This window comes from Isachenkonia alkalipeptolytica (genome assembly GCF_009910325.1).
Classification (GTDB): Bacteria; Bacillota; Clostridia; order Peptostreptococcales; family T1SED10-28; genus Isachenkonia; species Isachenkonia alkalipeptolytica.
The window spans coordinates 321,709-343,806 of record NZ_SUMG01000002.1 but is presented as its reverse complement, the minus strand read 5'-3'; the positions used below and the strand labels follow the sequence as shown (position 1 = coordinate 343,806).

At 49.1% G+C, this 22,098-nt stretch carries 21 protein-coding genes; 8 read left to right on the top strand and 13 right to left on the bottom strand.

The window, feature by feature from the left end:
• Positions 1-12: 12 nt before the first annotated feature.
• From ISALK_RS03350 to ISALK_RS03335, 4 genes are read left to right on the top strand one after another with little or no spacing between them, the layout of a single operon-like run.
• Positions 13-783 carry a prepilin peptidase gene (locus ISALK_RS03350; RefSeq protein ID WP_160719011.1) on the top strand — a complete coding sequence of 257 codons (771 nt, stop codon included), beginning with the start codon at positions 13-15 and terminating at the stop codon, positions 781-783.
• A 42-nt stretch (positions 784-825) separates the two neighbouring features.
• The gene (pilM, locus tag ISALK_RS03345; protein ID WP_160719010.1) at positions 826-1,893 is read left to right on the top strand and encodes a pilus assembly protein PilM; all 1,068 of its coding nucleotides are present in this window, start codon (positions 826-828) and stop codon (positions 1,891-1,893) included.
• A 9-nt stretch (positions 1,894-1,902) separates the two neighbouring features.
• On the top strand, positions 1,903-2,523 hold the full coding sequence (locus tag ISALK_RS03340) for a PilN domain-containing protein (protein WP_160719009.1): 621 nt from the start codon (positions 1,903-1,905) through the stop codon (positions 2,521-2,523).
• Positions 2,513-3,517, top strand: coding sequence for a LysM peptidoglycan-binding domain-containing protein (locus ISALK_RS03335; RefSeq protein WP_160719008.1), 1,005 nt, complete (start codon positions 2,513-2,515; stop codon positions 3,515-3,517). Before ISALK_RS03340 ends, ISALK_RS03335 begins: the two co-directional genes overlap by 11 nt.
• Positions 3,518-3,588: 71 nt before the next feature.
• Here the strand turns inward: ISALK_RS03335 and ISALK_RS03330 are convergent, their stop codons facing one another.
• Complete coding sequence (locus tag ISALK_RS03330; protein ID WP_160719007.1) at positions 3,589-5,253, bottom strand: GGDEF domain-containing protein; 1,665 nt, start codon at positions 5,251-5,253, stop codon at positions 3,589-3,591.
• A gap of 234 nt (positions 5,254-5,487) precedes the next feature.
• Between ISALK_RS03330 and ISALK_RS03325 the strand changes: the two genes are divergently transcribed.
• Positions 5,488-6,327: an alpha/beta fold hydrolase gene (locus ISALK_RS03325; protein WP_160719005.1), complete on the top strand. Its 840-nt coding sequence runs from the start codon at positions 5,488-5,490 to the stop codon at positions 6,325-6,327.
• A gap of 132 nt (positions 6,328-6,459) precedes the next feature.
• Entirely contained in the window at positions 6,460-7,566 is a 1,107-nt protein-coding gene (locus ISALK_RS03320; RefSeq protein WP_160719003.1) for an HD-GYP domain-containing protein, read from the top strand.
• A gap of 116 nt (positions 7,567-7,682) precedes the next feature.
• Here the strand turns inward: ISALK_RS03320 and ISALK_RS03315 are convergent, their stop codons facing one another.
• Both ISALK_RS03315 and rocD read right to left on the bottom strand, forming a co-directional pair.
• Positions 7,683-8,921: a Zn-dependent hydrolase gene (locus tag ISALK_RS03315; protein ID WP_160719001.1), complete on the bottom strand. Its 1,239-nt coding sequence runs from the start codon at positions 8,919-8,921 to the stop codon at positions 7,683-7,685.
• Between the two features lie 64 nt (positions 8,922-8,985).
• Positions 8,986-10,188, bottom strand: coding sequence for an ornithine--oxo-acid transaminase (gene rocD / locus ISALK_RS03310; protein ID WP_160718999.1), 1,203 nt, complete (start codon positions 10,186-10,188; stop codon positions 8,986-8,988).
• Positions 10,189-10,383: 195 nt separating this feature from the next.
• Here rocD and ISALK_RS03305 point away from each other — a divergent pair, with 195 nt between their 5' ends.
• Positions 10,384-11,526 carry a DUF362 domain-containing protein gene (locus ISALK_RS03305; RefSeq protein WP_160718997.1) on the top strand — a complete coding sequence of 381 codons (1,143 nt, stop codon included), beginning with the start codon at positions 10,384-10,386 and terminating at the stop codon, positions 11,524-11,526.
• A gap of 301 nt (positions 11,527-11,827) precedes the next feature.
• On the opposite strand, the gene hisIE is transcribed toward ISALK_RS03305, so the two are convergent.
• The 10 genes from hisIE to ISALK_RS03255 all read right to left on the bottom strand — a co-directional run bounded on the left by hisIE (position 11,828) and on the right by ISALK_RS03255 (position 21,256).
• A complete protein-coding gene (gene hisIE / locus ISALK_RS03300) occupies positions 11,828-12,451 on the bottom strand; it encodes a bifunctional phosphoribosyl-AMP cyclohydrolase/phosphoribosyl-ATP diphosphatase HisIE (protein ID WP_160719065.1) in 624 nt (207 codons plus the stop codon).
• Positions 12,452-12,516: 65 nt separating this feature from the next.
• Positions 12,517-13,341 carry an imidazole glycerol phosphate synthase subunit HisF gene (hisF, locus tag ISALK_RS03295; protein WP_160718995.1) on the bottom strand — a complete coding sequence of 275 codons (825 nt, stop codon included), beginning with the start codon at positions 13,339-13,341 and terminating at the stop codon, positions 12,517-12,519.
• Positions 13,342-13,540: 199 nt separating this feature from the next.
• Complete coding sequence (gene hisA / locus ISALK_RS03290) at positions 13,541-14,242, bottom strand: 1-(5-phosphoribosyl)-5-[(5-phosphoribosylamino)methylideneamino]imidazole-4-carboxamide isomerase (protein WP_160718993.1); 702 nt, start codon at positions 14,240-14,242, stop codon at positions 13,541-13,543.
• On the bottom strand, positions 14,239-14,850 hold the full coding sequence (gene hisH / locus ISALK_RS03285; protein WP_160718991.1) for an imidazole glycerol phosphate synthase subunit HisH: 612 nt from the start codon (positions 14,848-14,850) through the stop codon (positions 14,239-14,241). Before hisH ends, hisA begins: the two co-directional genes overlap by 4 nt.
• 19 nt (positions 14,851-14,869) lie before the next feature.
• Positions 14,870-15,451, bottom strand: coding sequence for an imidazoleglycerol-phosphate dehydratase HisB (gene hisB / locus ISALK_RS03280; protein WP_160718989.1), 582 nt, complete (start codon positions 15,449-15,451; stop codon positions 14,870-14,872).
• Positions 15,452-15,706: 255 nt separating this feature from the next.
• Positions 15,707-17,116: a pyridoxal phosphate-dependent aminotransferase gene (locus tag ISALK_RS03275; RefSeq protein WP_160718987.1), complete on the bottom strand. Its 1,410-nt coding sequence runs from the start codon at positions 17,114-17,116 to the stop codon at positions 15,707-15,709.
• Positions 17,117-17,165: 49 nt separating this feature from the next.
• Entirely contained in the window at positions 17,166-18,473 is a 1,308-nt protein-coding gene (hisD, locus tag ISALK_RS03270; protein ID WP_236660238.1) for a histidinol dehydrogenase, read from the bottom strand.
• On the bottom strand, positions 18,460-19,161 hold the full coding sequence (gene hisG / locus ISALK_RS03265; RefSeq protein ID WP_160718985.1) for an ATP phosphoribosyltransferase: 702 nt from the start codon (positions 19,159-19,161) through the stop codon (positions 18,460-18,462). Before hisG ends, hisD begins: the two co-directional genes overlap by 14 nt.
• Positions 19,162-19,212: 51 nt before the next feature.
• Entirely contained in the window at positions 19,213-20,517 is a 1,305-nt protein-coding gene (gene hisZ, locus ISALK_RS03260) for an ATP phosphoribosyltransferase regulatory subunit (protein WP_160718983.1), read from the bottom strand.
• A gap of 382 nt (positions 20,518-20,899) precedes the next feature.
• Positions 20,900-21,256, bottom strand: coding sequence for a YerC/YecD family TrpR-related protein (locus ISALK_RS03255; protein ID WP_160718981.1), 357 nt, complete (start codon positions 21,254-21,256; stop codon positions 20,900-20,902).
• Between the two features lie 154 nt (positions 21,257-21,410).
• Between ISALK_RS03255 and ISALK_RS03250 the strand changes: the two genes are divergently transcribed.
• Positions 21,411-22,076, top strand: a complete 666-nt coding sequence (locus tag ISALK_RS03250) for a sigma-70 family RNA polymerase sigma factor (protein ID WP_160718979.1) — start codon at positions 21,411-21,413, stop codon at positions 22,074-22,076.
• The last annotated feature ends 22 nt before the right edge of the window (positions 22,077-22,098 follow it).

Sequence of the window (22,098 nt, the reverse complement as noted above, 5' to 3'; positions counted from 1 at the left end):
AGGAGGCCAACCATGGAAAACACACTGACAATAATCTTCATCTTCATCCTAGGAACCCTCATTGGCTCCTTCTTGAATGTAGTAATCTTTAGAATACCTAAGGGGGAATCCATCAGTTTTCCCCCTTCTCATTGCCAAAACTGTAAAACTAGGCTCACGGTTCTCGATTTGATCCCGATCATCAGCTACCTCTACCTTCGGGGGAAATGCCGAACCTGCGGCGAAAAAGTATCGGTGCAGTACCCGATCATTGAAGGGATAACCGGTCTGGTTTTCATTTTTACATATCTAAACTTTGGTGTTAGTTTTGCCTTTCTCGAGTACGCGATTATTCTTAGCCTACTCGTTGCTATATTTGTCATTGACTATAAGCATTACATTATTCCCGATGGAATGAATTTACTGATTTTCCTCGTCGCTTTAGGGTTCTTAATGGTAGGTTTTTTTATGGGAGATCACGGACTATCCGATTTACTGTATCGATTTTACGGCCTCATTCTCGGCGGCGGTTTTTTCCTTCTCATTGCCATTATTACCGGTGCCATGGGCGGCGGGGATATAAAAATTATGGCGGCCTTGGGCTTTTTATTCGGCTTTAGCCAAACCCTGGTGTTAATATTTTTCTCATTTATCATCGGAGGACTTATGTCCGGTTTACTATTGGTACTGAAACTTAAAAAGCGAAAGGATCATATTCCCTTTGGGCCCTTTATATGCCTTGCGGCCTTTATTACCATCTTTTGGGGAGAGGATCTGATTCGCTGGTATACCAATTTATTATAGATAATACTTATACTTCAAATCTAAATCAAAGGGGGAAAGCAGATGCTGTTTAAATCCAAGAATCAGATGATTGCCATCGATATCGGAACGAATAAGACCAAGGTGGTGGTGGGTAGCTGTGATGCGGCGAAAAACGGTGGTGGAAAGAATCATAAAATCACCGTGGATGAAATTTTTGCCTTTGACACGCCGCTCAGCGAAGCCCAGCAACCGACCACAAAAACAGAAGAGCCGGTATATACCGGAAGTCAGGTTACCGAAGAGTATAAACCCTTTTTTAATGAACTGCAGCTAAAAACCATTTTAGAGGACGAGCTGTCCAAACGAAAGGTTAAAACCGACAATGCCACCATTACCATTGACAATAAGCCCTTGATTACCCGGGAGATGGTCATGCCTAAGGCGACCGGCGATAAGCTTCGGAGTATGATCAAGCATGAAATCGAAGAGTATTTACCGATTAATGTGGATCAGTACCTGGTGGATTACCGAATCCTCGAGGAAGTAATGGAAGGGGACGTGGAGAAGTATAAGTTGTTGGTTGGAGCTCTCCCAAGAAAGATCGGGAAGTATTACTACGACTTTCTAAAAAGCCTTCATCGGGAGCCCGTGGCCCTAGATACCGAGTCCAATGTAATTTCTAAGGGCTTTGAAAGGGATTTGAAAATTAACGGCCAAGACGTGGGTGTGGGTGGTAAGACCATCGCCTATATTGATATTGGCTACAGCAATATTGAGATGAACGTGATCGAAAAGGGAATTTTAAAATTTACCCGGACGTTGGAAAACGGCGTAAAGGATATTGAAGAAAACGTGGTGGTGGAAGAGGACCGCGGGAAGATCGAAGAGGAGCATATCGGTAACTGGCTTCAGTCCTTAGAGCGAATGTTTCTCTTTTTTACCAGCCGGGAGACCGACCGGAAAATCCATGAGATCTATCTATACGGTGGGGGAGCCAAGCTAAAGGGTCTTTCCGAGAAGATGGAAGGTGCTTTGGAAATTCCCACAAAGGTAATCGAGAACCTGGATATTATCGAATTCAATAAAAGTTGTGAGGACTGTCCGTTATCCGTCTATTTAAATGCAATACTATCCTTAATAAGAAAGTAGGTGGAGTGTATGAGAGATTTTAACTTTTTTACGGATCTGAAACCGAAGAAGAAAAAGACCACTTCTACCTCGACCTATGTGGCCCTGGTAGTACTGTTGGCCGCCTTAGCCATTGGGGGGTCCTACTACTACTTCTATACGGAGTTGGAAGAGGTAAATGATGAGATTGACCGGGTGGAGGCGCAGTTACAGGATGAAGTCTTTATCGCCCAGCACGAAGGGGTACAGGAGATGAATACTCGGGTGGGGGAGATGCAGCAGGAGCTAGAGGAAATTGACCAGATCGTTTTCTCCTTAGAGAGCAACATGGTGATTGATAACCTACTGATCAATGAAATTGCCATGGCAAACCCGGAAAACATTGCCATTGAAAACATCAATTTCAGTGACCGTAACGTTAACCTGGAAGGTACCTCAACCACGAAAAACGCCCTGGCCTTATTTGAGCACAACCTTCGGGGTAATGAGCGATTTGAAGGCCCCTTCATTCCCAATATCGAGGAAGTGGAAGAGGATCTGTACACCTTCTCCCTTAGTTTCCATATTGTAGAGGAAGAAAGTCCCTTTGATATTGACACACCGGACGACCTAGAAGAAGAGGATGAGGAGGGTGATGCAGATGGCTCCTAAAAAACAGGGGGGAAGCGGAAAAAAGCTAACCAAACGGGAACAGATATTATTGTTGATACTACTTATTGCAGTCGTAGGCTTTGGTTATGTATACTTTATGTTACTGCCGATGATGGATGAGATCGAGCTGCAAAAAACGGAGCTGGATGTTTTAGAAACGGAGTATAACCAAATGCGGGACTTAGTGGATCGGGAAGAGGAGATCACCCAGGATTACGAGGCTCTTCGGGAGGAAATCGGGGTATACCACGACGAATTTTTCCCCACAACCAACCAGGAGCACTTTATCAAGGTGTTGGAGCTGGACTTTTTGGCGGACAATGACTTGAACGTGCCGGCCTTGACCTTTCAACGACCGGAGGTAATGAGCTTCGGAGAGGGAGACCAGGAGTTACAGTCCGAGGTGTACCACACTCGAATTGCCCTACCCTATGAAGGAAGCTATGAGGGCCTTCGGGAGCTGATCCGCCGTTTAGAGGAGTATGATCAGAAGGTGCGGATTAACAACCTTAGCATTACCGAAGATCAGGAGGATGATATTTACTTTGGTAACATGTTAATCGAGCTCTATTCCATTCCTCAAGAGGATTACATCTATCCTTGGGAGGCGGACCTGCCGAACTATGCCCAGGCATCGGCCTATGACCGAAGTCTATTCTACTTCAGTGAAGTGGGAGAAGAGCCGGAGGAAAATGACGTGGAGGATCCCGATGAAGAGGAACCGGATAACGGCAACGGAGACAACGGCAATGAAGAGGCCGACGATCCGGAAGAGGATGATGATGATGAAGCCGACGACGATGACGACGACGAAGACCCTGCGGACCCGGGAGATTACATGACCTACCGGGTGGAACCGGGAGATACCTTAAATCAAATCTCGTTGGACTTTTACGGAACCACCGCCTATGTGGGTGAAATTATGGAACTGAATGACATTACCAACCCCCGGCGGTTGTTGTGGGGAACCACCATTCGGCTTCCGAGACCGTAAACTGTAAACGTAAGAACTTAAATAATAAACGCAAAAAACATCCCTTCTGAAGCTAACTGCTATTGTAGCAATTAGACGGAAGGGATGCTTTTCTTTTCTCGCTTATCCTGATACATCCGCTGGTCCGCCCGGTGAATCAGGTCCTCCAGGTTTTTATCCTCATTGGGTTTGTAGTAGGAGTAGCCAGCGGCGATGCTTAAGGGGTAGGAGAGCTTCTTTCCTTGGGTGTTAATCTCTCTATCCAGTTTTTCCTGTAACTCTTTTAAGGTTTCTTTTTCAAGCTCCGGCAAAATACAGGAGAATTCGTCTCCGCCAATCCGGTAACAGGTACCGTAGGGGGCAAAGGTGGAGTGAAGGATGTTATAGGAGCGTATAATGGCCTCGTCCCCGGTTACATGGCCCCGAGTGTCGTTGATGGTTTTTAAGTTGTTTAAATCGAAGATCCCGAGATAAAAGTCCCGGAGTTTTTCCGGATGTTTAAAAAATTCCTGTAAGTCCCGGTTATAGGCCATACGATTAGGGGCCGAGGTTAACTGGTCCATATAGGCCATTTTCTCATAGACCTCCGCCCGGTAACTCTTTTTAAAGTAGCCCACCAGACGGTTAATGGAATCAAAGCTTTGAATTAGGATAAAAAGTAGCAGCCCCACCCGAATAAACTGGGAGGTTTGCTGGGCGTCTAGAAAGTAAAAGTGAAACAGTTCGATAAAGCCGAATAAAAACAGTACGCTGAGGGAGCGAAGGAAAATTCGGGCTTCCCGGTTTTGGTGATTACGTACTTCCCGGTACAAGATATAGGCGCTGATTAAAATCGTCAGGACCATCAGTCCGTGGGAGAAGGCCAGGGTCTGGAAAAAACGGAGCACTCCGGTGACCTCCAGGGTGATAATCAACAACAGATTGATTAGGTAGGCAAGGATCATAGCGTTTAATACCCGGGGGTATCGATTCGTAATGCTTTTTTTAAGATAGAGAATCAACGGAATCGGAAAAATACTGAGCATCACATAGGCCAGAGAGCCGATTAAAAACTGATTGCCGGTGAAAAACTGGAGCATTCGGGACTCGGAGATCAACCAAAGGGAAATGAACACTCCGAAGTAGCCAAGATAGACCATCTCCCGAGGGTAAATCCCCCGGATAAACCGGGGAAGCAGAACCAGGGAAAGGCCGATCAGCAGCGTCAGTACCGCAACGAAAAAGCCGGGGCCGTATTGATAGATAATGGCCATCATCAGACTTCCCGGAGATCCGTAGAGAATATCGTTGGCCTCGCCGGACATGGTCTCAAAGGGAGAAGTGAGAAAAAGGGTAAGCTTCCTGCCCGAAGCATCCTCGGGGATGGTGACGAGATTCCATAAACTGACGATGGGCGGAGTAACCCTTTGGCGGTGGGTCAAGCTTTGTTGAAACAGGACTTCCCGGTCTAAGTGAACCTCCAGGTCTTGAAGGGAGGACCGAATCAAAAGGGTTTGTTCCGCCGCAAAGTCCGGCCCCAGTTCCCGTTGAAGAATCAGGGCTTCCCCGGCGGGGGTATCGGTACTTAGGGGGAGGGTTACCCGGCCGCCCTCTTCCTTAACTTCAGAGTCGATCACTTCCCAGCCTTCGTTTAGGGAGGAGACGGAATCGTCCCGAAGGAAATAGTCGCCGCCGGAAAACACCAAGGTAAGTAGCACGAAAAGGGAAAAAAGCATAAAGACAAACAGAATGATGGACGATTTTTTTATGGCCTCCAAGGGGAACCCCTCCTTTCATGGTAGTTTTTTAACTTATACCTCGAAGTCCGGGATTAAAACAAAAAATCCACGGCGTAGGGGGAGAAAAATAGGCTTTCGGAACTAGGAAAAAAGACGAAGGAAGGGTTGCAAAGCGAGGGCATAAGGGTATAAAGTAAGGGTAGAAATAACAGGCTTTACCAGATTTTGGATAGAGAAATGAAAAACACATAAAAACAGAGAAAAGGTGATGACATGAACCAACTATTCTTTAACAACCATAACCAAAAAGAAATGGCCGGGATTAATCAACCGAAGAGAAGCAAAAAGCAAAAAATCCTTCGAAGGCTGTTGATCATAATGACGGTGGTCGTCCTTTTATTAGTCGGCGGCGGGTTTTACTGGATTAATGACGGTTACGACCCTATGGAGCAAGCCTTAGGGGCACTGGAATCCTCCGAGGATGTGATCGTATCCGATGAGGGTCGCTGGATTCATTTTCTGCCGGACCATGATGATGAAGGAACGGAGACGAGAACCGGACTGATATACTATCCCGGGGCCCGGGTGGACCATAGAAGCTACGCTCCGAAGCTCCATGATTTGGCGGCAGAGGGCATCGAAGGATTCTTGGTGGACATGCCCTTGGATCTGGCCATCCTGGGTAGCAATCGAGCCTTGGAAGTCATGGAGGAAAACCAACAGATCGATCAGTGGATTGTGGGGGGACACTCCCTGGGAGGAGCCATGGCAGCACGGTTTGTGGACAATCACCGGGACCGGGTGGCGGGGCTTATTTTCTTTGATTCCTACCCTGCAAGCAGCAACGATCTGTCCGGAGCCGAGGACCTGGAAGTACTGTCGATTTACGGCGATCGGGAAGGCTTTGTCACCGAAGAGGATATTGAAAACGCCCGGCAATATGTCCCGGGAAATACCCGGTGGCTAAGGCTCGAGGGGGGTAACCATTCCCAGTTCGGCTGGTACGGTTTTCAGCGGGGAGACGGCGAGGCAACCATAACCCGAGAAGAGCAGCAGCAAAAAATTCTGGAGGGGATCTTTGATTGGCTGGAGGCGGCGGAGAACCTTCGTTAAAAAATATACTTTCTTCGAAGGCCAAAATATGATAGGGTTTACGGTGAAGAAATCGTGAAAAATGTCGATAATATAACGGAGGCACAACCAAAATCATAAAGGACATCATGACGAAACAGAAAGGACGATGAAATGCGAATTATAACCAGCAGTTCCCTACAACCGGGAATGAAGCTTTCCAAAAACGTATACGCTCCCGACGGGCTGATCCTTTTAAAAAAGGGCACGATCCTGAGGGAAAACTACATAGCCAAACTCCAAAACCGAAACATCCCCGTGGTCTATATCGAGGATGAATACTCCCGGGACATTGAATGCTGGGATGCGGTGGATTCGGAAATCAAAGCCAAGGCCGTGTTTTCCATTAAAAAAATCTTTCAGGATATGGAACAGGGCACGAAAAATCCCCGGAAGGAAAAGGGTTTTTCCCATGTGATCCCCGAGGAGCATTACTACGCCGTTAAGGAAATTGTGGAGGAGCTAATAGAAAACCTACAAGAAAATAAAGGCTCTATGATGAATATGATTGATATGATGAGCACTGACCTTTATACCTACACCCATAGTGTGAATGTGGCGATTTTGTCCATAATGACCGCCCGGTCCATGGAGATGAATCAAAAAATGGTGGAGGAAGTGGGCATGGGGGCCTTATTTCACGACGTGGGAAAGGTCCGAGTGCCCCAGGAGATTTTAAATAAGCCGGATCGCTTAGAGGACTTTGAGTTTGAACTCATGAAAGAGCATAGCTGGCTGGGCTATGAGATGGTAAAGGAAAATTATACCCTGTCCGCCTATACGAAAAACATTGTCCTGAAACACCATGAACGACTGGACGGCAGCGGATATCCCTTCGGCATTGAAGGGGATAAAATGGAGCCCTACGTACGGGTGGTGGCCCTATGCGATGTGTTCGACGCCATGGTCTCCGATCGCTGTTACCGGGAACAGATTCCCGTGCATAAGGTGATTGAGACGGTAAACAGCCAGCTGAACACCAAGTTCGATGCACGGGTTTATCAGCATTTTATCAAGAATGTTACGGTATTTCCTCCCGGCAGTGTGGTACGTCTGAATACCGGAGAGGTGGGAATTGTCCTTCGGCCCAACAAAAACCACCCCAGCCGTCCGAAACTGCGATTAATCAAGGACCCCTTAGGAAATGTGTATCCAAGCTTTCGGGAGCTGGATATGGCGGAAAAGCTGACGGTGTTTATCAGCGGTCAGGGAGAAATATAGAAAGACCACAGAGAAGGAAGAAGAGACTTTAGAAAATATAAATTAACTGCAATAACGAAATAAACTCCGAGAGGGTCGCTGTGCAAAAGCGAGGGACCTTCATCGGAGTTTTTTTATTATTGCAGTTCCCGGTCCACGTTGAGGACCGTTTCATAGAGCAGTCTTGCTCCGTCGTAGCAGTCGTCCTTGGTGCTCCACTCATCGGGGCGGTGGCTGAGCCCTTTACGGGAGCGGACGAAAATCATGGCGATGGGTGCGATCCCCGCCAGGTTCAAACTGTCGTGGCCGGCACCGCTGACCAGGGTTGTGGTGGGGATCTCCCGTTTCTTCGAGGCCTCCAGGGCCAGCTTTACCAGCACCGGATCGCATTTTACGGGATCCAGGTTATGAAGCAGCTGATAGTCTACCTCCAGCCCCCGGCGGTCCACAATCTCGGCGATTGTTTCCTTGATTTTTTCCTCGGCGATCCGGCGGTTTTCCAAATCCTCATCCCGAAGGTCCAAGCTGAAGGAGACCTTCTCGGGGATGATGTTAATGCCCCCGGGCTCCACGGTAAACTGACCCACGGTGGCCACGGTGTTCCTTTGCTCCCCGGCGATGGCTTCGATATGGGTAAGGATTTCCGCCGCGGCGGCCATGGGGTCCCGGCGCAGGTCCATGGGCGTACTGCCCGCATGGCCGGATTCTCCTCTTAGGGTGATGCGAAACCACCGGGGTCCCGCAATGCCGGACACCACCCCAACGGAAAGGTCACTTTTTTCCAGTACCTTTCCCTGTTCGATATGGACTTCCAAATAGGCGGCAATGGAGCCCTTAGAACGTTGGGCATCAGTCAGTTTATCGGGGTCGTAGCCGGCATCGGTCAGGGCCTCCTTTAAGGTAATGCCCTGGTCGTCTTTTCTCTCTAACATGTCCCTATCCAAATTTCCCGTCATGGCCTGGCTGCCCAGCATACCGGTGCTGAACCGGGCCCCTTCCTCATCGGTAAAGGAGACCACCTCCAGGGTATGGCTCAGTTTTATGTCTTTTTCCTTCAGGGCCCGGGCCACTTCAATGGCGGAGAGCACCCCCAGGGCTCCGTCAAACTTTCCGCCCCGAAATACGGTGTCGATATGGGAGCCCAGCATAATCACGGGCAAATCGGGGTTTTTGCCGATCCGCTTTCCGATCAGATTCCCCGCCGCATCCTCCATCACCGTAAGGCCCGCATCCACCATGTAACTTTTGACCAGGTTCTTGGCAATGTCCTCCTCGGGGGTAAACACCAGGCGGGTCAGCCCTTTTTTCTTGTCGGTACTCTCCCCGATCTTGCCAAGCTCCATGATATGGTTCCACAGTCGCTCCTTATTCACCATTGGTTCTTCACCTTCCTTTGGCTAAGTTTCCTTTGATCTCTTACTTTCTAAGTCACCCATCGGTCTATCCTCGAAACACCATTTTCATCCGGTCGATGCCCCAGTCCAGATCCTCCTTGGAGATATTCAGGGGCGGAGCGAAGCGCAGGGTCTGAGCCTTGGTATCCTTTGCCAGTACCCCGAGGTCCATGAGTTTTTCCGAAAAATCCCGGCCGGTGCCCGCCTCTTCTTTGATTTCCACGCCGACCATTAGCCCTTTTCCTCGAATGTCTTTAATTACCGGACTGTTCATGGCCTTTAGTTTTTCCATGAAATAGGGGCCCAGTTCCTGGGCGCGTTCAATCAGTCCCTCCTCCATCAAAACCTCCAGAGAAACCCTTCCGATTCTTGCGGCCAGGGGATTGCCGCCGAAGGTGGAACCGTGGTTCCCCGGCTGAAAGACCTGCATTACATCATCGTCGGCAAGGATCGCCGATACGGGATACACGCCGCCTCCCAAGGCCTTTCCCACGGTGACGATATCCGGCTGGATGTCCTCATGCTGATAGCAGTACAGTTTCCCCGTTCGTCCGAAACCGGTTTGGATCTCATCAATGATCAACAGTACGTTATGTTTTTTCGTGATTTCCCGAACCTCCTGGAGGTATCCTTCCGGAGGAACCACCACGCCGCCTTCACCCTGGATCGGCTCCAGGATCACCGCCGCCGTGTTTTCATTGATGGCCTGTTCAATGGCTTTCCCATCGCCGAAGGGCACCGTAACAAAACCGGGGGCAAAGGGTCCGAAGCCCTCGGTGGCGGATTTTCCCGTGGACATACTGAGCACCCCGATGCTCCGGCCGCTGAAGTTGTTCTTAGCGCCGATGATTTCCGCTTTGTCCTTGGGGATTTTCTTTACTTCATAGCCCCAGCGCCGTGCGGCCTTTAATGCGGTTTCCACAGCCTCCGTACCGCTGTTCATGGGTAGGGCCTTATCAAAGTTTGACAGGGTGCAAAGCTTTTCCATAAAGGCTCCCATCTGATCGTTATGGAGAGCCCGGGAGGTCAGGGTCAGCTGGTCCGCCTGATCCTTTAAGGCCCGGATGATTTTGGGGTGACGATGCCCGTGGTTTAAGGCGGAGTAGGACGCGATCATATCCAGGTATCGGTTTCCCTCGGTATCGTAAACCCAGGATCCTTCCGCCTTGGCGATTACCAAGGGCAGGGGGTGGTAATTGTTTGCGCTGAACTCTTCGGTTTTTTCAATGATTTTTTCTCCTTGATTCATGGATATTCCTCCTTTTTTAATGTGTATAAGTTAATGTGGTTATTTTACTTTTGGGTTTTTGCCTCTTTACACCTTATACCCGTAAGGAGGGGTTCAAATCAATCCGGCGCTGGTAATTCCAGGGGGATTATGATAGACTGATAAAAAAATGAATTGTCTGAAAAGAGATCACAGCAAACAGGAGGGAAAAGGATTATGACAGATAAGCAAAGCAAGGAAAACAGGCAAGAAAAAAGCAGGGTCTACTTCGTGGATTTTAAAACCGGAAGCCGGGACAATAACATTCCCAACAAAATCCGAAAGCTCTATGAAAAAACCGGCATCGATGAAATCCTCGTAAAAAATGAACTGACCGCGGTGAAAACCCATTTCGGTGAGCGGGGGATGAATACCTACATCCATCCGGTGTTTGTTCGCCAGGTGGTGGATAAAATAAAGGAAGGGGGCGGAAATCCCTTTCTAACCGACACCAACACCCTGTATACCGGAGGACGGACCAACTCCGTGGATCATTTGCAAACCGCCATTGAAAACGGCTTTGCCTACCCCGTGGTAAACTGTCCCATCATTATCGCCGACGGGATCTTCAGTAAAAACAGTGTGGAAGTACCGATTAATAAAAAGCATTTTGACACCGTGCGGATCGCCGGGGATATTTATAATACCAATTCCATGGTGGTACTGTCCCATGTGAAGGGCCACTCCCTTTCCGGCTACGGAGGAAGCTTGAAAAATCTTGCCATGGGATGTGCCACGGCCTCAGGGAAACAACAGCAGCACTCCGACTCCAAACCCGAGGTGGATCCGGAAAAATGCGTGGGCTGTCGGATCTGTATCGGAAACTGTCCCGTGGAGGCCATCGCCATGGTGGATAAAAAAGCGGTGATCGACCAGGAGGTGTGTATCGGCTGCGGCGAGTGTATTACCGTATGTCCCCACCGGGCCATTAAAGTTCAGTGGGAAACCAACGCCGACGTATTCGTGGAAAAAATGGCGGAGTATGCCTACGGCTCTGTAAAGGATAAAGCCGGGAAGGTGGCCTATATCAATTTCGTAATGAACGTGACGCCGCTCTGTGACTGTGTGCCCTGGAGTGATCAGCCCATTGTCAACGACGTGGGAATATTAGCCTCCTTCGATCCCATAGCCATCGACCAGGCCAGTCTCGACTTAATCGACCAAGAGCAGGGACGACAGGACAGCAACCTGACCTGCAACCACCAGCCGGGGGCAGACAAATTCGGAGGCCTGCACCAGGACGTAAACGGACGGCGTATTTTAGAATACGGTGAGGAACTGGGCATGGGTTCAAGGGAATATGAACTGATTATGCTGTAGGAAAAAGGATAAACCGATACAACAAAAAGGATAAAAAAAGGATAAAACAAAAAAAGATAAAACAAAAAAGATAAAACAAAAAAGATTAACGCCCGTAAGTCGAAGGGGGTCTAGGACTTACGGGCGTTAACCTAAAAAGTATTACTACTTTTAAAGAAACATATGAGGATAGGGAGTGAACTACAATGATGTAGTTCGGTTACATCCCTTATATACCCTGTGAAAATAATTCATAACAGTATTTGTAAAAATATTTACAGAAATATTGATAAAATTATTATAAAAATATCAAAACCTTGGTTTAGGAACGGTTCAGCAGTTCCTGTTCCACCTCTTCCAAGGGGATATCCAGGGCCACCAGCAGTACTAAGACATGATAAAATAAATCGGCGACTTCGTAGCGGGTGTCAGGCTTTACCTCGTTTCCTTCTTCATCCTTGGAAGCGATGATCACCTCGGCGGATTCCTCGCCGACTTTTTTTAGGATTTTATCCAGGCCGGTGTTAAACAGATAGCTGGTATAGGACTTTTCCTTAGGGTTTTCTTTCCGGTCCGCCAACAGCCGGTAGAGGCCTTCGAGGTAGGCGCCGAGACTGCCCCGGGCCGGGGATTGGTTAAAGCAGGTTTTCGTTCCTAAGTGGCAGGCCACCCCGGTTTGTTCCACTTGAAAAAGCAGGGTATCCCCGTCGCAGTCATAGGACGCCTCAATGACCCGCTGGGTGTTGCCGGAGGTCTCTCCCTTATGCCAAAGGGCCTTGCGTTTTCGACTGTAAAACCAGGTGGTTTTTTCTTCTAAGGTTTTTTCCAAAGAAGGCCGGTTCATATAGGCGAGCATCAAAACCTCCTTCGTTTTGACATCCTGAATAATGGCGGGGACCAAACCCTTTTCGTCGAACTGGATTTTTTCCAAATCGATGGTTCCCATATGCTTTTCTTCTCTAATGATCGTTTCTTCAACTGCTGTATCCGTAGATGTTTTCTCCATGACGATTACCTCCTAACAGGAATCCCTTTATTGATAAGGGCTTTTTTTAATTCCGGAATGAATATCTCTTTATGATGAAAAATGGAAGCGGCCAGGCAACCGTCGGCGCCGCCCAGGTCAAAGCCCTCAATGATGTCCTCCACGGACCCGGCACCCCCCGAGGCGATGACCGGTACGGAAACCCCCCGCTGCAGGGCCTGGAGTAGGGGAATGTCATAGCCCTTTTTCACCCCGTCCTGATCAATGCTGTTGATCACAATTTCACCGGCGCCGAGGGCAATCCCTTCCTTGGCCCACTGGATGGCGTCCATGCCGGTGTTATGCCGGCCGCCTTTGGTAAAGACCTGCCAGGTCTGCCGGGACTCGGGGGAAGAGGAACCCTTGGCGGGGGATCCCGGATTGGATTTCCCGTCGCCGGAACTTTCATCCACCCGCTTCGCGTCAATGGACAGTACCACACACTGGGAGCCGTATTTTTTCGCCGCCTCAGCAATCAGGGAAGGGTTTTTCACTGCCCCGGAGTTGACCGAAACCTTGTCGGCCCCCCGTTTCAGAAGTTTGGAGAAGTCCTCCAGGGTATTGACACCGCCGCCTACGGTAAAGGGGATGAAAATCTCTTTGGCCACGGTCTCCACCACGTCCAAGAAGATCCCCCGATTTTCGAAGGAGGCGGTAATATCATAAAACACCAACTCGTCGGCGGACTGTTCATTATAAAATCTTGCCAGCTCCACAGGGGAGCCCAGGATTTCCAGGTCCTGAAATTTGGTGCCTTTAACCACCTGTCCGTCCCGGACATCCAGGCAGGGAATAATTCGTTTGGCCAACAATAGGATCACAACCTTTTATCGTTAGTATTTAAGCATTTAAGTATTTAAGTATTTCATAGTCTCGAAAGGGTAAAGAGCCCATTGAAATGGGCAAATGAAATAGGCAAAGGGCCCTTTAAGAATCCAAATTGAAAATTTACGAAGTACATTTGAAAATAAAATTAAGCATCCTGCCGAAAAATTTTGCCGAAACTTCCTGCTAAAACAGGGGATAAAATGGTTTGGGATCCTCGTAAAGGGCCCGGCCCACAATGGCGCCGTAAAGTCCTAAATCCTGCAGCCGTTTTACGTCCTCGGGGGTGGATACCCCGCCGGAGGCGATGATATTCAGGCTCGTATTTTCTGCCAGTTCCCGGTACATCGAAAAATTCGGCCCCTGTAACATGCCGTCCTTTAAAATATCGGTATAAACCAGGGTTTTCAGTCCTTTTTCCTCTAGTGCCCGGGCAAAATCCAAGCCCTTTACTTCGGAGATTTTCAGCCAGCCCTCCAGGGCCACGAAACCTTTGTTGGTATCAATGGATACGGCGATTTTGTCGCCGAAGGTCTGGAGCGCTTCCTCTAAAAATTCTGGATCCTCCAGGGCGGCGGTGCCGAGGATGACCCGCTGTACCCCTAAGGTGATCAACAGTTCCAGGGTTTTCATGTTCCGGACCCCGCCGCCGAACTGCAGGGGAAGGCCGGTGTCCTTAATGATCCCCTCGATGACGGAGAGGTTTTTCAGGGACCCTTCCTTAGCGCCGTTTAAATCCACAATATGAAGGGCCTTCGCCCCGGCACGCTGCCACTGCTTTGCCACAATCCTAGGATCCTTGTGATAAACGCTTTGCAGATCGTAATCCCCTTGGCGGAGGCGGACGCATTGGCCGTCTAATATATCAATGGCGGGAAATAAAATCATTGGATCATCTCCTTAAAACTTTTTAGTAGCTGAAGTCCGGCGTCTCCGCTTTTTTCCGGATGAAACTGCATGCCCAGGAGATTTCCCCGATCCACTAAAGCGGAAAAGCGCTGGTCATAGGTGCAGTAGGCGATGGTCTCCTCAGCGAGGCCCTGGACATAGTAAGAGTGAACAAAGTATACATAATCCTCGTTCTTCGTGTGCTTTAAAATGGGGTGGTCCCGATGGCCGTCGTTAAGGGCTAAGGCGTTCCAACCCATGTGGGGAACCTTCAGCTTCGTCCTAAAGGGCACCACCTCCCCTTTTAAAACCCCTAGGCCTTCAAACTCGCCGTTTTCGAAGCTCCGTTCATAAAGCAGCTGCATCCCCAGACAAATCCCTAAAAAGGGTTTCTCCCGTCGAATCTCTTCCTGTAACAGGGAGACCAACTGATGGTCGATCAGGGACTGCATGGCGTCCTCAAAGGCCCCCACTCCGGGAAGAATGATTCCTTTTGAGGCTTTAATGGTTTCCGGGTCCCGGGTAAGGGTCCAGGGGAGCCCGATTTTATCCAGGGCGTTGCATACACTTTTGATATTGCCCACATCGTAATCAATAATTGCAATCATTGGGTTTCCTCTTTTCTCTCTAGTCTAGGGATCCCTTGGTAGAGGGAATTTTCGTCCCGGTAACGGTGACGGCTTCCCGGATGGCCCGGCCAAATCCTTTAAAGGAAGCTTCGATGATGTGATGGGTGTTCCGTCCCCGAATTTGGTCGATATGAAGGGTCAGTCCCGCTCCCCGGACAAAGCCCTGATAAAATTCTTCGATCAGTTCCGTATCAAAGTCCCCGACCTTTTCCTTCAGTTCCCGAAGGTCATAGGCTAAGTAGGCACGACCGCTGAAATCCAGGGAAATTCGAACCAGGGCTTCGTCCATGGGAAGATAAAAGAATCCGTAGCGCCGGATCCCCGCTTTATCACCCAGGGCCTGTCGAAAGGCTTCCCCCAGGCAGATTCCCACATCCTCTACGGTATGATGGGCATCCACGGCTAAATCCCCGGCGGCCTTAAGGGTTAAGTCGATGCCGCTGTGGGCGGTAAACAGGTGCAGCATATGATCGAAAAATCCGCTGCCCGTGGTAATGTTTCCCGTGCCCTCCCCGTCAAGGTTCAGGATAAGATGAATTTTCGTTTCCGTGGTCTCCCGTGTAATTGATGCCTCCCGCATAGGAACGCCTCCTTTGTATTTGTTTGCTTTATAGTGGTTTGCTTTACATTGGTTTATAAAATGATGGTGCTGAACCGGAATCTGACCGACATCTGGTAGGTTTCTCACCGGCATCTCACCGGCATCTCACCGGCATCTCACCGGCATCTCACTGGCGTCTCAACCGGCATTTCAACCGGCTTCTGACTGGCATCTGACCGGCTTCTTAACCGGTTTTTCACCGCCTAATCTTTCAGGTCGCTGCTAGGATAGCTGCTAAGGGTCGCTGGGGTACAGCCCCTGAAGGGTTTCGATCAATTGCCGGTTTTCCTTCGGAGTCCCCAGGGATATGCGGTAATAGGGAATATTCTGGTGGCGAAACTTCTTTATTTGAAAACCTTCGGTAAGGAGTTTTCCATCCAGGGTTTCGTCAAATTGCTGGGGGGTGGCGCCGTAGGCGTCGTCAAAGAGCTGGGAACCGGCGCCGTAGGCGTCGTCGGAACCCCCAGGGGAGTTCTTATCGGTAGCGGCGCTATTTGTATCCCGGTGCTTTTGTACCCGAAAGCTAATGAAATTCCCGGCGCCGGGGTAGGCCCTAAATCCCGGAAGATCCTGTAAAGTACGGTACAGCATTTCCCGCTCCCGGCGAATTTCTAAAATCCGCCCTTCAATCAGGGCGCTGCCTTCCCGGGTTTGAAGATAGTTTAGATAGGCCGTTAGCAGTTTTTGGGTAACCACGTTTAAATTGTAGGGGGGCTTGACCTGCTGCATATAAGAAACCGCCTCGGGACTTCCTAAAAGATAGCCCCCCCGCACTCCGGCAAGGCCGTTAGCCTTGGAAAAGGTTCGAAGAATAATCAGCCGGGGATGAGCCGTAGTTAGCAGGGGCAGAAAATCCTGATCGGAAAATTCCCGGTAGGCTTCATCGATCACCACCATGCCCCGGGTTTCTTCTAAAACCCGAAGGACCTGGTCTTTGGAAATCTTACGCCCCGTGGGGTTGTTCGGTGTACATAAAAAAACCGCCTTTGCCCCTACTTGATTGGCCTTTTCAATGATCCCGCTGATATTGACGGCAAAGTCTTCGTCGGAGGGCGCCGGCACCCCATAGTACTTTCCCCCGAGGAGTTCCGTAAAGATCTGATACATGGAAAAGGTGGGGTCGTGGGACACCACACCGTCGCCGGCGGCTACAAAGGTTTTAAGCAACACATCGATCATCTCGTCGGAGCCGTTTCCCACAAGGATTTGCTCCGGGGGAAAGGCTAAGAATTTCCCGATGGCCTGTCGTAGCTCCGTGGAATCCGTGTCGGGGTAAAAGTTGAAGACGGTTATCTCCAGGCTGTTAAGCGCCTGGTCCAGCACGGCCTTCGGCACAGTATAGGGGCTTTCGTTGGCGTTCATTTTAATGATTTTTCGTTTGGGATCAGGCTTCAAATCAGAAGGTTTCATTGTACTTGCTTTCTGGTCCTGTTGTCCGGTATGCCTATCCTCTTCATTCTTCCCCGTATTCCCCGTTGTATTGTTAATATCCGGTGAACCTTCCCTGCCGGCGGAACTGTCGGTGGAACTGTTGACGGAACTGTCGGCGGAAATGTCAGCGGACCTGCCGCCGGAACTGTCAGTGGAAGAGGGAGAAGCGTAGGGTTGATAATTTTTTAAGTTCGCGCTGAGTAAATCTTTCATATTGCCACATCCTTGCATTGTATTTGAGGATCCTTATATTTCCGGCTTCTTATATTTTCCGATCCTCGGTGTCTTCTTCAAAGCGCAGGGAGACCGCCTTTTTATGGGCCTCCAATCCCTCGTAATCCGCCAACAGCTCAATATCCTTTCGGGCCCGTTGAAGGCCTTCCTTGGTGTAATAGACCAAAGAAGTATTTTTAATAAAATCATCCACGGACAGGGGCGAAAAGTACTTGGCACTACCGCTGGTGGGAAGGGTGTGATTGGTGCCGGCGTAATAGTCTCCCAAGGGCTCCGGTGAGTAGGGGCCTAAAAATACGCAGCCCGCGTTTTCCACTTTGGGAAGATGGCTCATGGGATCTTCCACCAAAAGCTCCAGGTGTTCCGGGGCAAAGCGGTTGGACAGGTGGAAGGCTTCCTCCAGGGTTTCGGTGATAATGATCTTTCCCTGGTTTTCTAAGGCGGTTTGGGTAATGTCTTTTCGCTGTAAATTCTGCTGCTGTTGTTCAAGCTCTTTTAGGACCGCTTCTCCTAAGGCCTTGGAGGGGGTAATCAGAATGGCGGAGGCCAGGGGATCGTGCTCCGCCTGGGATAAAAGGTCCGCCGCAATAAAGGCCGGGTTTTGGTCCTTGTCGGCGATGATGAGGATCTCGCTGGGCCCTGCAATCATATCGATATCCACCTGGCCGTAAACCATCTTTTTCGCCAGGGTTACGTATACATTCCCCGGGCCCACGATTTTATCCACCTTGGGAATACTTTCGGTGCCGTAGGTCATGGCGAAAATTCCCTGGGCACCGCCGAGGGTATAGACCTCGGTAATGCCGATCAGCTTTGCGGCAACCAGTACCCCGGGGTGTATTTTCCCGTCCTGTTGAGGAGGAGAGATCAAAACAATTTCCTTCACCCCTGCCAGCGCGGCGGGAATGCCGTTCATCAACACTGAGGAGGGATACGCCGCGGTGCCTCCGGGAACGTAGAGCCCCACCCGTTTTAGGGGCGTGATCATCTGACCCAGCATGCCACCGTTTTCCTCCCGGGTAAAAAAGCTTTCCCGGAGTTGTTTTCGGTGATATTTTTCGATGTTTTCCTTGGCTTTTTCCAGGGCGATCAGAAGGTCGGTGGAAACGTTGACAAAGGCCTCGTCCATAGCTTCTTCGGAAACTTTCAGGCTTTCCAGTTTGACCCCGTCAAACTTTTCCGTCAGTGCCATTAGGGCGGCGTCTCCCCGGGACTGTACCATTCTTTCAATTTCCCCTACGGAGTCCTTAATTTCTTCAGTAAAAAGGGCCATGGGATTTTCAAACAGGCCCTGAAGCTCCCCTTGGGAAGCATGATTCGTATCAATCCACTGCATGGCTTCTCGCCTCCTTTGCGAAGTGCTGTTTTTTTAAGTCTTCTTCTTTTTCTTCTACGTCTTGCCGGTGTAAGTAGCGTTGTATATCTTCAATTAAGGTCTCCATAACCCCGTTTTTCGTTTTAAAGCTGACTTTGTTGGCAATCAGCCGGGCGCTTAGGGGGGTGATGTCTTCAAAGACCTCCAGGCCGTTTTCCACTAGGGTGTTGCCGGTTTCCACAATATCCACAATCACATCGGAAAGGCCGATGATCGGAGCCAGCTCGACGGAGCCTTGCAGCTCAATGATATCGATGGCAATCCCCCGCTTGAGAAAATAATTCTTCGCCACCTTGGGATATTTGGTGGCCACCCGCAGGGGTCCGGGATAGAAGTTTTTGTCTTCCCCCTTCAGTCCCGCAACGGAGAATTTGCATTTTCCAAAGCCTAAGTCCAGCAGTTCATAAAGGTTCCGGTCCTTCTCCAAAAGGGTGTCCTTTCCCACGATGCCTAAGTCCGCGGCGCCTTTTTCCACATAAATGGGAACATCGGCGGGTTTTACCAGAATAAAACGAAGGCCCTTTTCAGGGCTTTCAAAAATAAGCTTTCGTGATTTTTTTTCCATGGCGGGGACCGAATAGCCCAGGGCCTTGAAAACTTTGTACCCCTCTTCGGCTAAACGGCCCTTGGCAAGGGCAATGTTGATCATGATGTGCTCCTTTCAAAGATGAATTTTTCGTAGGGATGTTGGGTTCTTTTCCTAATGAATCGGTACCATGGAAAAATTACGATCTTTATCGTCTAAAGACTTGATAAAGGTATTTTGGTAAACCTTGGATACGTCGTCCCCGATGAGATCGATTAACTCTAAGCGTTCCCTGTTGTAGACAATAATTTCTTTGATGTTTTTCCGCTGGGCGCCGAGAATCTGTTCCTTCAGGTCCGCCTTGGCATTCATCTCCACCACGAAGCCTTTGTTTCGAATGGTTTCGGCAATTTGAAAGGCTTCGGTGCGCTCCTGATCCTCATACAGGACTAAATAATCGGTGTAATAGGGGGATTCGATGGACTGGTTAAATTTTTTCATTGCTTGGATCACCTCGTCTATATTTATTCCGAAGCCCAGGGAAGGAATCTTCCGTCCGAAGGATTCGGTAAGGGGGTCGTAGCGACCGCCCTGAACAATCACTTTTCCATGGCCGGATAAGTAGCCCTGAAATAGAATCCCGTCATAATAATCGAAATGATTGATCAGACTGAGATCCAATCGGATATACTTGCCGTAGCCGTACTCCTGTAGAATTTCCACCACCCGGCGTAAATGTTTCAGGGGTTTTAGGTCCTCTTGGGAAAGGTTGTAGTTTGCCACTTTGGCAAAGACCTTATCCGGTTTTCCGTAAAGGTTGGGCATGGCCCGAAGAAGGCTTCGTAGATTTTCGGGAATTGAGGATTCCCCGGTGCTTTTAAGAAAACCATCCAGGGCGGTGAAGTTTTTCTCCCGGATAAAAGCCTTGTATTGTTGTTGGTCCTCGGGGGAAAAATCCGCCCGGGCCAGCAGGTTTTTGAAAAAATGAATATTGGAAAGATCCAGTTGAAACTCCTGAAAACCCAGCTGGATCAGTGCCTTAATGGCAATCAGAATGACCTCCGCTTCCCCGCCGGGAGAGCCGTCGCCGAAATATTCGATGCCCCCCTGGGTAAACTCCGTGGCGGAGGATTCGTTCAAATCGTTTCCCCGAAACACATTGGAGATGTAGGAGAGGCGCAGCTGCTTGGGATCCTCCTTGCTGTTGGCCACCATTTTGGCTATGGGCAGGGTGCAGTCGGGACGAAGAACCAGCACGTCCCCGGCGGGGTCGATAAACTTCAGCATCGCCGAATGCTCCAGGGGGCCTTTGGATGCCTTGAAAAGATCAAAGTATTCAAAGGTGGGGACGGCGATTTGCCGGTAACCGTATTGATGAAACAGCTTTTTTAATTGTCCGCTGATGATTTCCTTTGGTTCAAAGGATGTGTAATACTCGTATTTCGCCCCGCGGGGCACTTGGGATTTAAAATATTCCAATGGCTGAACCTCCTTAAACGCATTAAACGCTTTATCGCTTTACTCGAATAAAGCACTAAAGCAATAAAGTGATTGTACACCCCTTGGGACAAAAAGTCAACCGGGGGAGAAAAACAATTATTATCGGGTGAATCACTGGAATTTCAAGATTTGAGAGGTTTCGGTCTGGTTTTTTGATCATTTTCAAAAATTAAAAATCAAAAAAAAGTGAAAAAAAGCAAAAGAAGATAAGCCAAGAAAATCAAAAAACCAAAAGCAAAGAACGAATCCTCCCGTATGATAGGATTCATTCTTTGCTTTTGGTTTTTCATCCGTTTTTCGATGACGGTATGTTTCGTGGAGGGTTGATCCTTGCCGGGGGCGGTTCCGACGTTGGCAAATTTTACTCCGGGGCGTCGGTTGTTGCTGTTTTTTCCGCTTCCGCCGCTTCCGCTTCTGCCTCTTCCGCTTCCATCAATCGATCCAGTATCAAGTTGTAGCCCTCGGAGCCGTACTGCAAAAACTTATTGATCCGGCTGATGGTGGTGGTGCTGGCCCGGGTCTTTTCTTCAATTTCGCCGTAGGTTTTTTCATCCTTCAGCATCTTGGCCACCTGTAGCCGTTGGGCCATGGACTGAATTTCTTTGTAGGTACAAAGATCCTCGAAGAAGCGGTAGCATTCCTCTTCGGTTTTTAAGCTGAGCACCGCCTTAAAAAGGGCATCCACCTGTTCACTTTGAATTTTCGAATCGTAGGCCATTTCCAATCCTCCCTTGGGGATTATTCTATATATTCCTTAAGTATAGTATAATAGGAGAGAGGACAAAAAACAAATGGGAAAAAATGAGGGCGGGTACCGAAAATGATAGAACCCTCCGTAAAATATTATACAAGAAGGCGTGGTGAAATAATTCGTGGAACCGAATAAGGGTTTAGAGACATTAATAGTAGAAATTCAACAAGGGGATTCAGAGCTTAGAAATCGGGTTTTGCAGGAGTATCACCCCTTTATCAAGTCCGTGCTGTCCAAGGTGCTGAATGAATACATCGGTGAAGACCATGAGTATTTCAGTACGGGAATGTTGGCCTTTAATGAAGCCATGGACCGTTATGATCGGAATAAGGGGAAGTTTTTAACTTATGCCTCGGTGGTGATTAAAAGCCGCTTAATCGATGAACTCCGAAAAAGAAACAAGCTGGAGGCCCGGGAGGTCGAGGGAGATGAGGAACTTCAGGTCATCGAGAGTCCGGGTTTTGAGAAACGCCTGGAGGATCAGATGGAGATCGAAGCCTTTAAAGACCGCATTGAAGCCTTCGGATTTGATTTGGAAACCTTGATTGACACCGCACCGCGCCATGAGAAAACCAGGGAGAAAGCCATTGAGATTGCCAGGGTACTATATGAGGACGAAACACTGCGCAGGTCCTTTTTAAAAACGAAGCACCTGCCGGCCCGGGGACTGAAGGAAAAAGCCGGAGCTTCCCGACGGGTATTGCAGCGTTCAAGGAATTTTATCATCGCGGTATTTTTCATTTTGGACAGTGATTTAGAGGTGTTAAAGAAATACTTAGATCTGTAGCAGGGTAGGAGAATCGAAGGGT

What these genes read in the sequence shown, in the direction of transcription:
- ISALK_RS03350 (WP_160719011.1), top strand. Translation starts at nt 13, where the DNA reads ATGGAAAACACACTGACAATAATCTTCATCTTCATCCTAGGAACCCTC.
- pilM (WP_160719010.1), top strand. Translation starts at nt 826, where the DNA reads ATGCTGTTTAAATCCAAGAATCAGATGATTGCCATCGATATCGGAACG.
- ISALK_RS03340 (WP_160719009.1), top strand. Translation starts at nt 1,903, where the DNA reads ATGAGAGATTTTAACTTTTTTACGGATCTGAAACCGAAGAAGAAAAAG.
- ISALK_RS03335 (WP_160719008.1), top strand. Translation starts at nt 2,513, where the DNA reads ATGGCTCCTAAAAAACAGGGGGGAAGCGGAAAAAAGCTAACCAAACGG.
- ISALK_RS03325 (WP_160719005.1), top strand. Translation starts at nt 5,488, where the DNA reads ATGAACCAACTATTCTTTAACAACCATAACCAAAAAGAAATGGCCGGG.
- ISALK_RS03320 (WP_160719003.1), top strand. Translation starts at nt 6,460, where the DNA reads ATGCGAATTATAACCAGCAGTTCCCTACAACCGGGAATGAAGCTTTCC.
- ISALK_RS03315 (WP_160719001.1), bottom strand. Translation starts at nt 8,921, where the DNA reads ATGGTGAATAAGGAGCGACTGTGGAACCATATCATGGAGCTTGGCAAG.
- rocD (WP_160718999.1), bottom strand. Translation starts at nt 10,188, where the DNA reads ATGAATCAAGGAGAAAAAATCATTGAAAAAACCGAAGAGTTCAGCGCA.
- ISALK_RS03305 (WP_160718997.1), top strand. Translation starts at nt 10,384, where the DNA reads ATGACAGATAAGCAAAGCAAGGAAAACAGGCAAGAAAAAAGCAGGGTC.
- hisIE (WP_160719065.1), bottom strand. Translation starts at nt 12,451, where the DNA reads ATGGGAACCATCGATTTGGAAAAAATCCAGTTCGACGAAAAGGGTTTG.
- hisA (WP_160718993.1), bottom strand. Translation starts at nt 14,242, where the DNA reads ATGATTTTATTTCCCGCCATTGATATATTAGACGGCCAATGCGTCCGC.
- hisH (WP_160718991.1), bottom strand. Translation starts at nt 14,850, where the DNA reads ATGATTGCAATTATTGATTACGATGTGGGCAATATCAAAAGTGTATGC.
- hisB (WP_160718989.1), bottom strand. Translation starts at nt 15,451, where the DNA reads ATGCGGGAGGCATCAATTACACGGGAGACCACGGAAACGAAAATTCAT.
- ISALK_RS03275 (WP_160718987.1), bottom strand. Translation starts at nt 17,116, where the DNA reads ATGAAAGATTTACTCAGCGCGAACTTAAAAAATTATCAACCCTACGCT.
- hisD (WP_236660238.1), bottom strand. Translation starts at nt 18,473, where the DNA reads ATGCAGTGGATTGATACGAATCATGCTTCCCAAGGGGAGCTTCAGGGC.
- hisG (WP_160718985.1), bottom strand. Translation starts at nt 19,161, where the DNA reads ATGATCAACATTGCCCTTGCCAAGGGCCGTTTAGCCGAAGAGGGGTAC.
- ISALK_RS03255 (WP_160718981.1), bottom strand. Translation starts at nt 21,256, where the DNA reads ATGGCCTACGATTCGAAAATTCAAAGTGAACAGGTGGATGCCCTTTTT.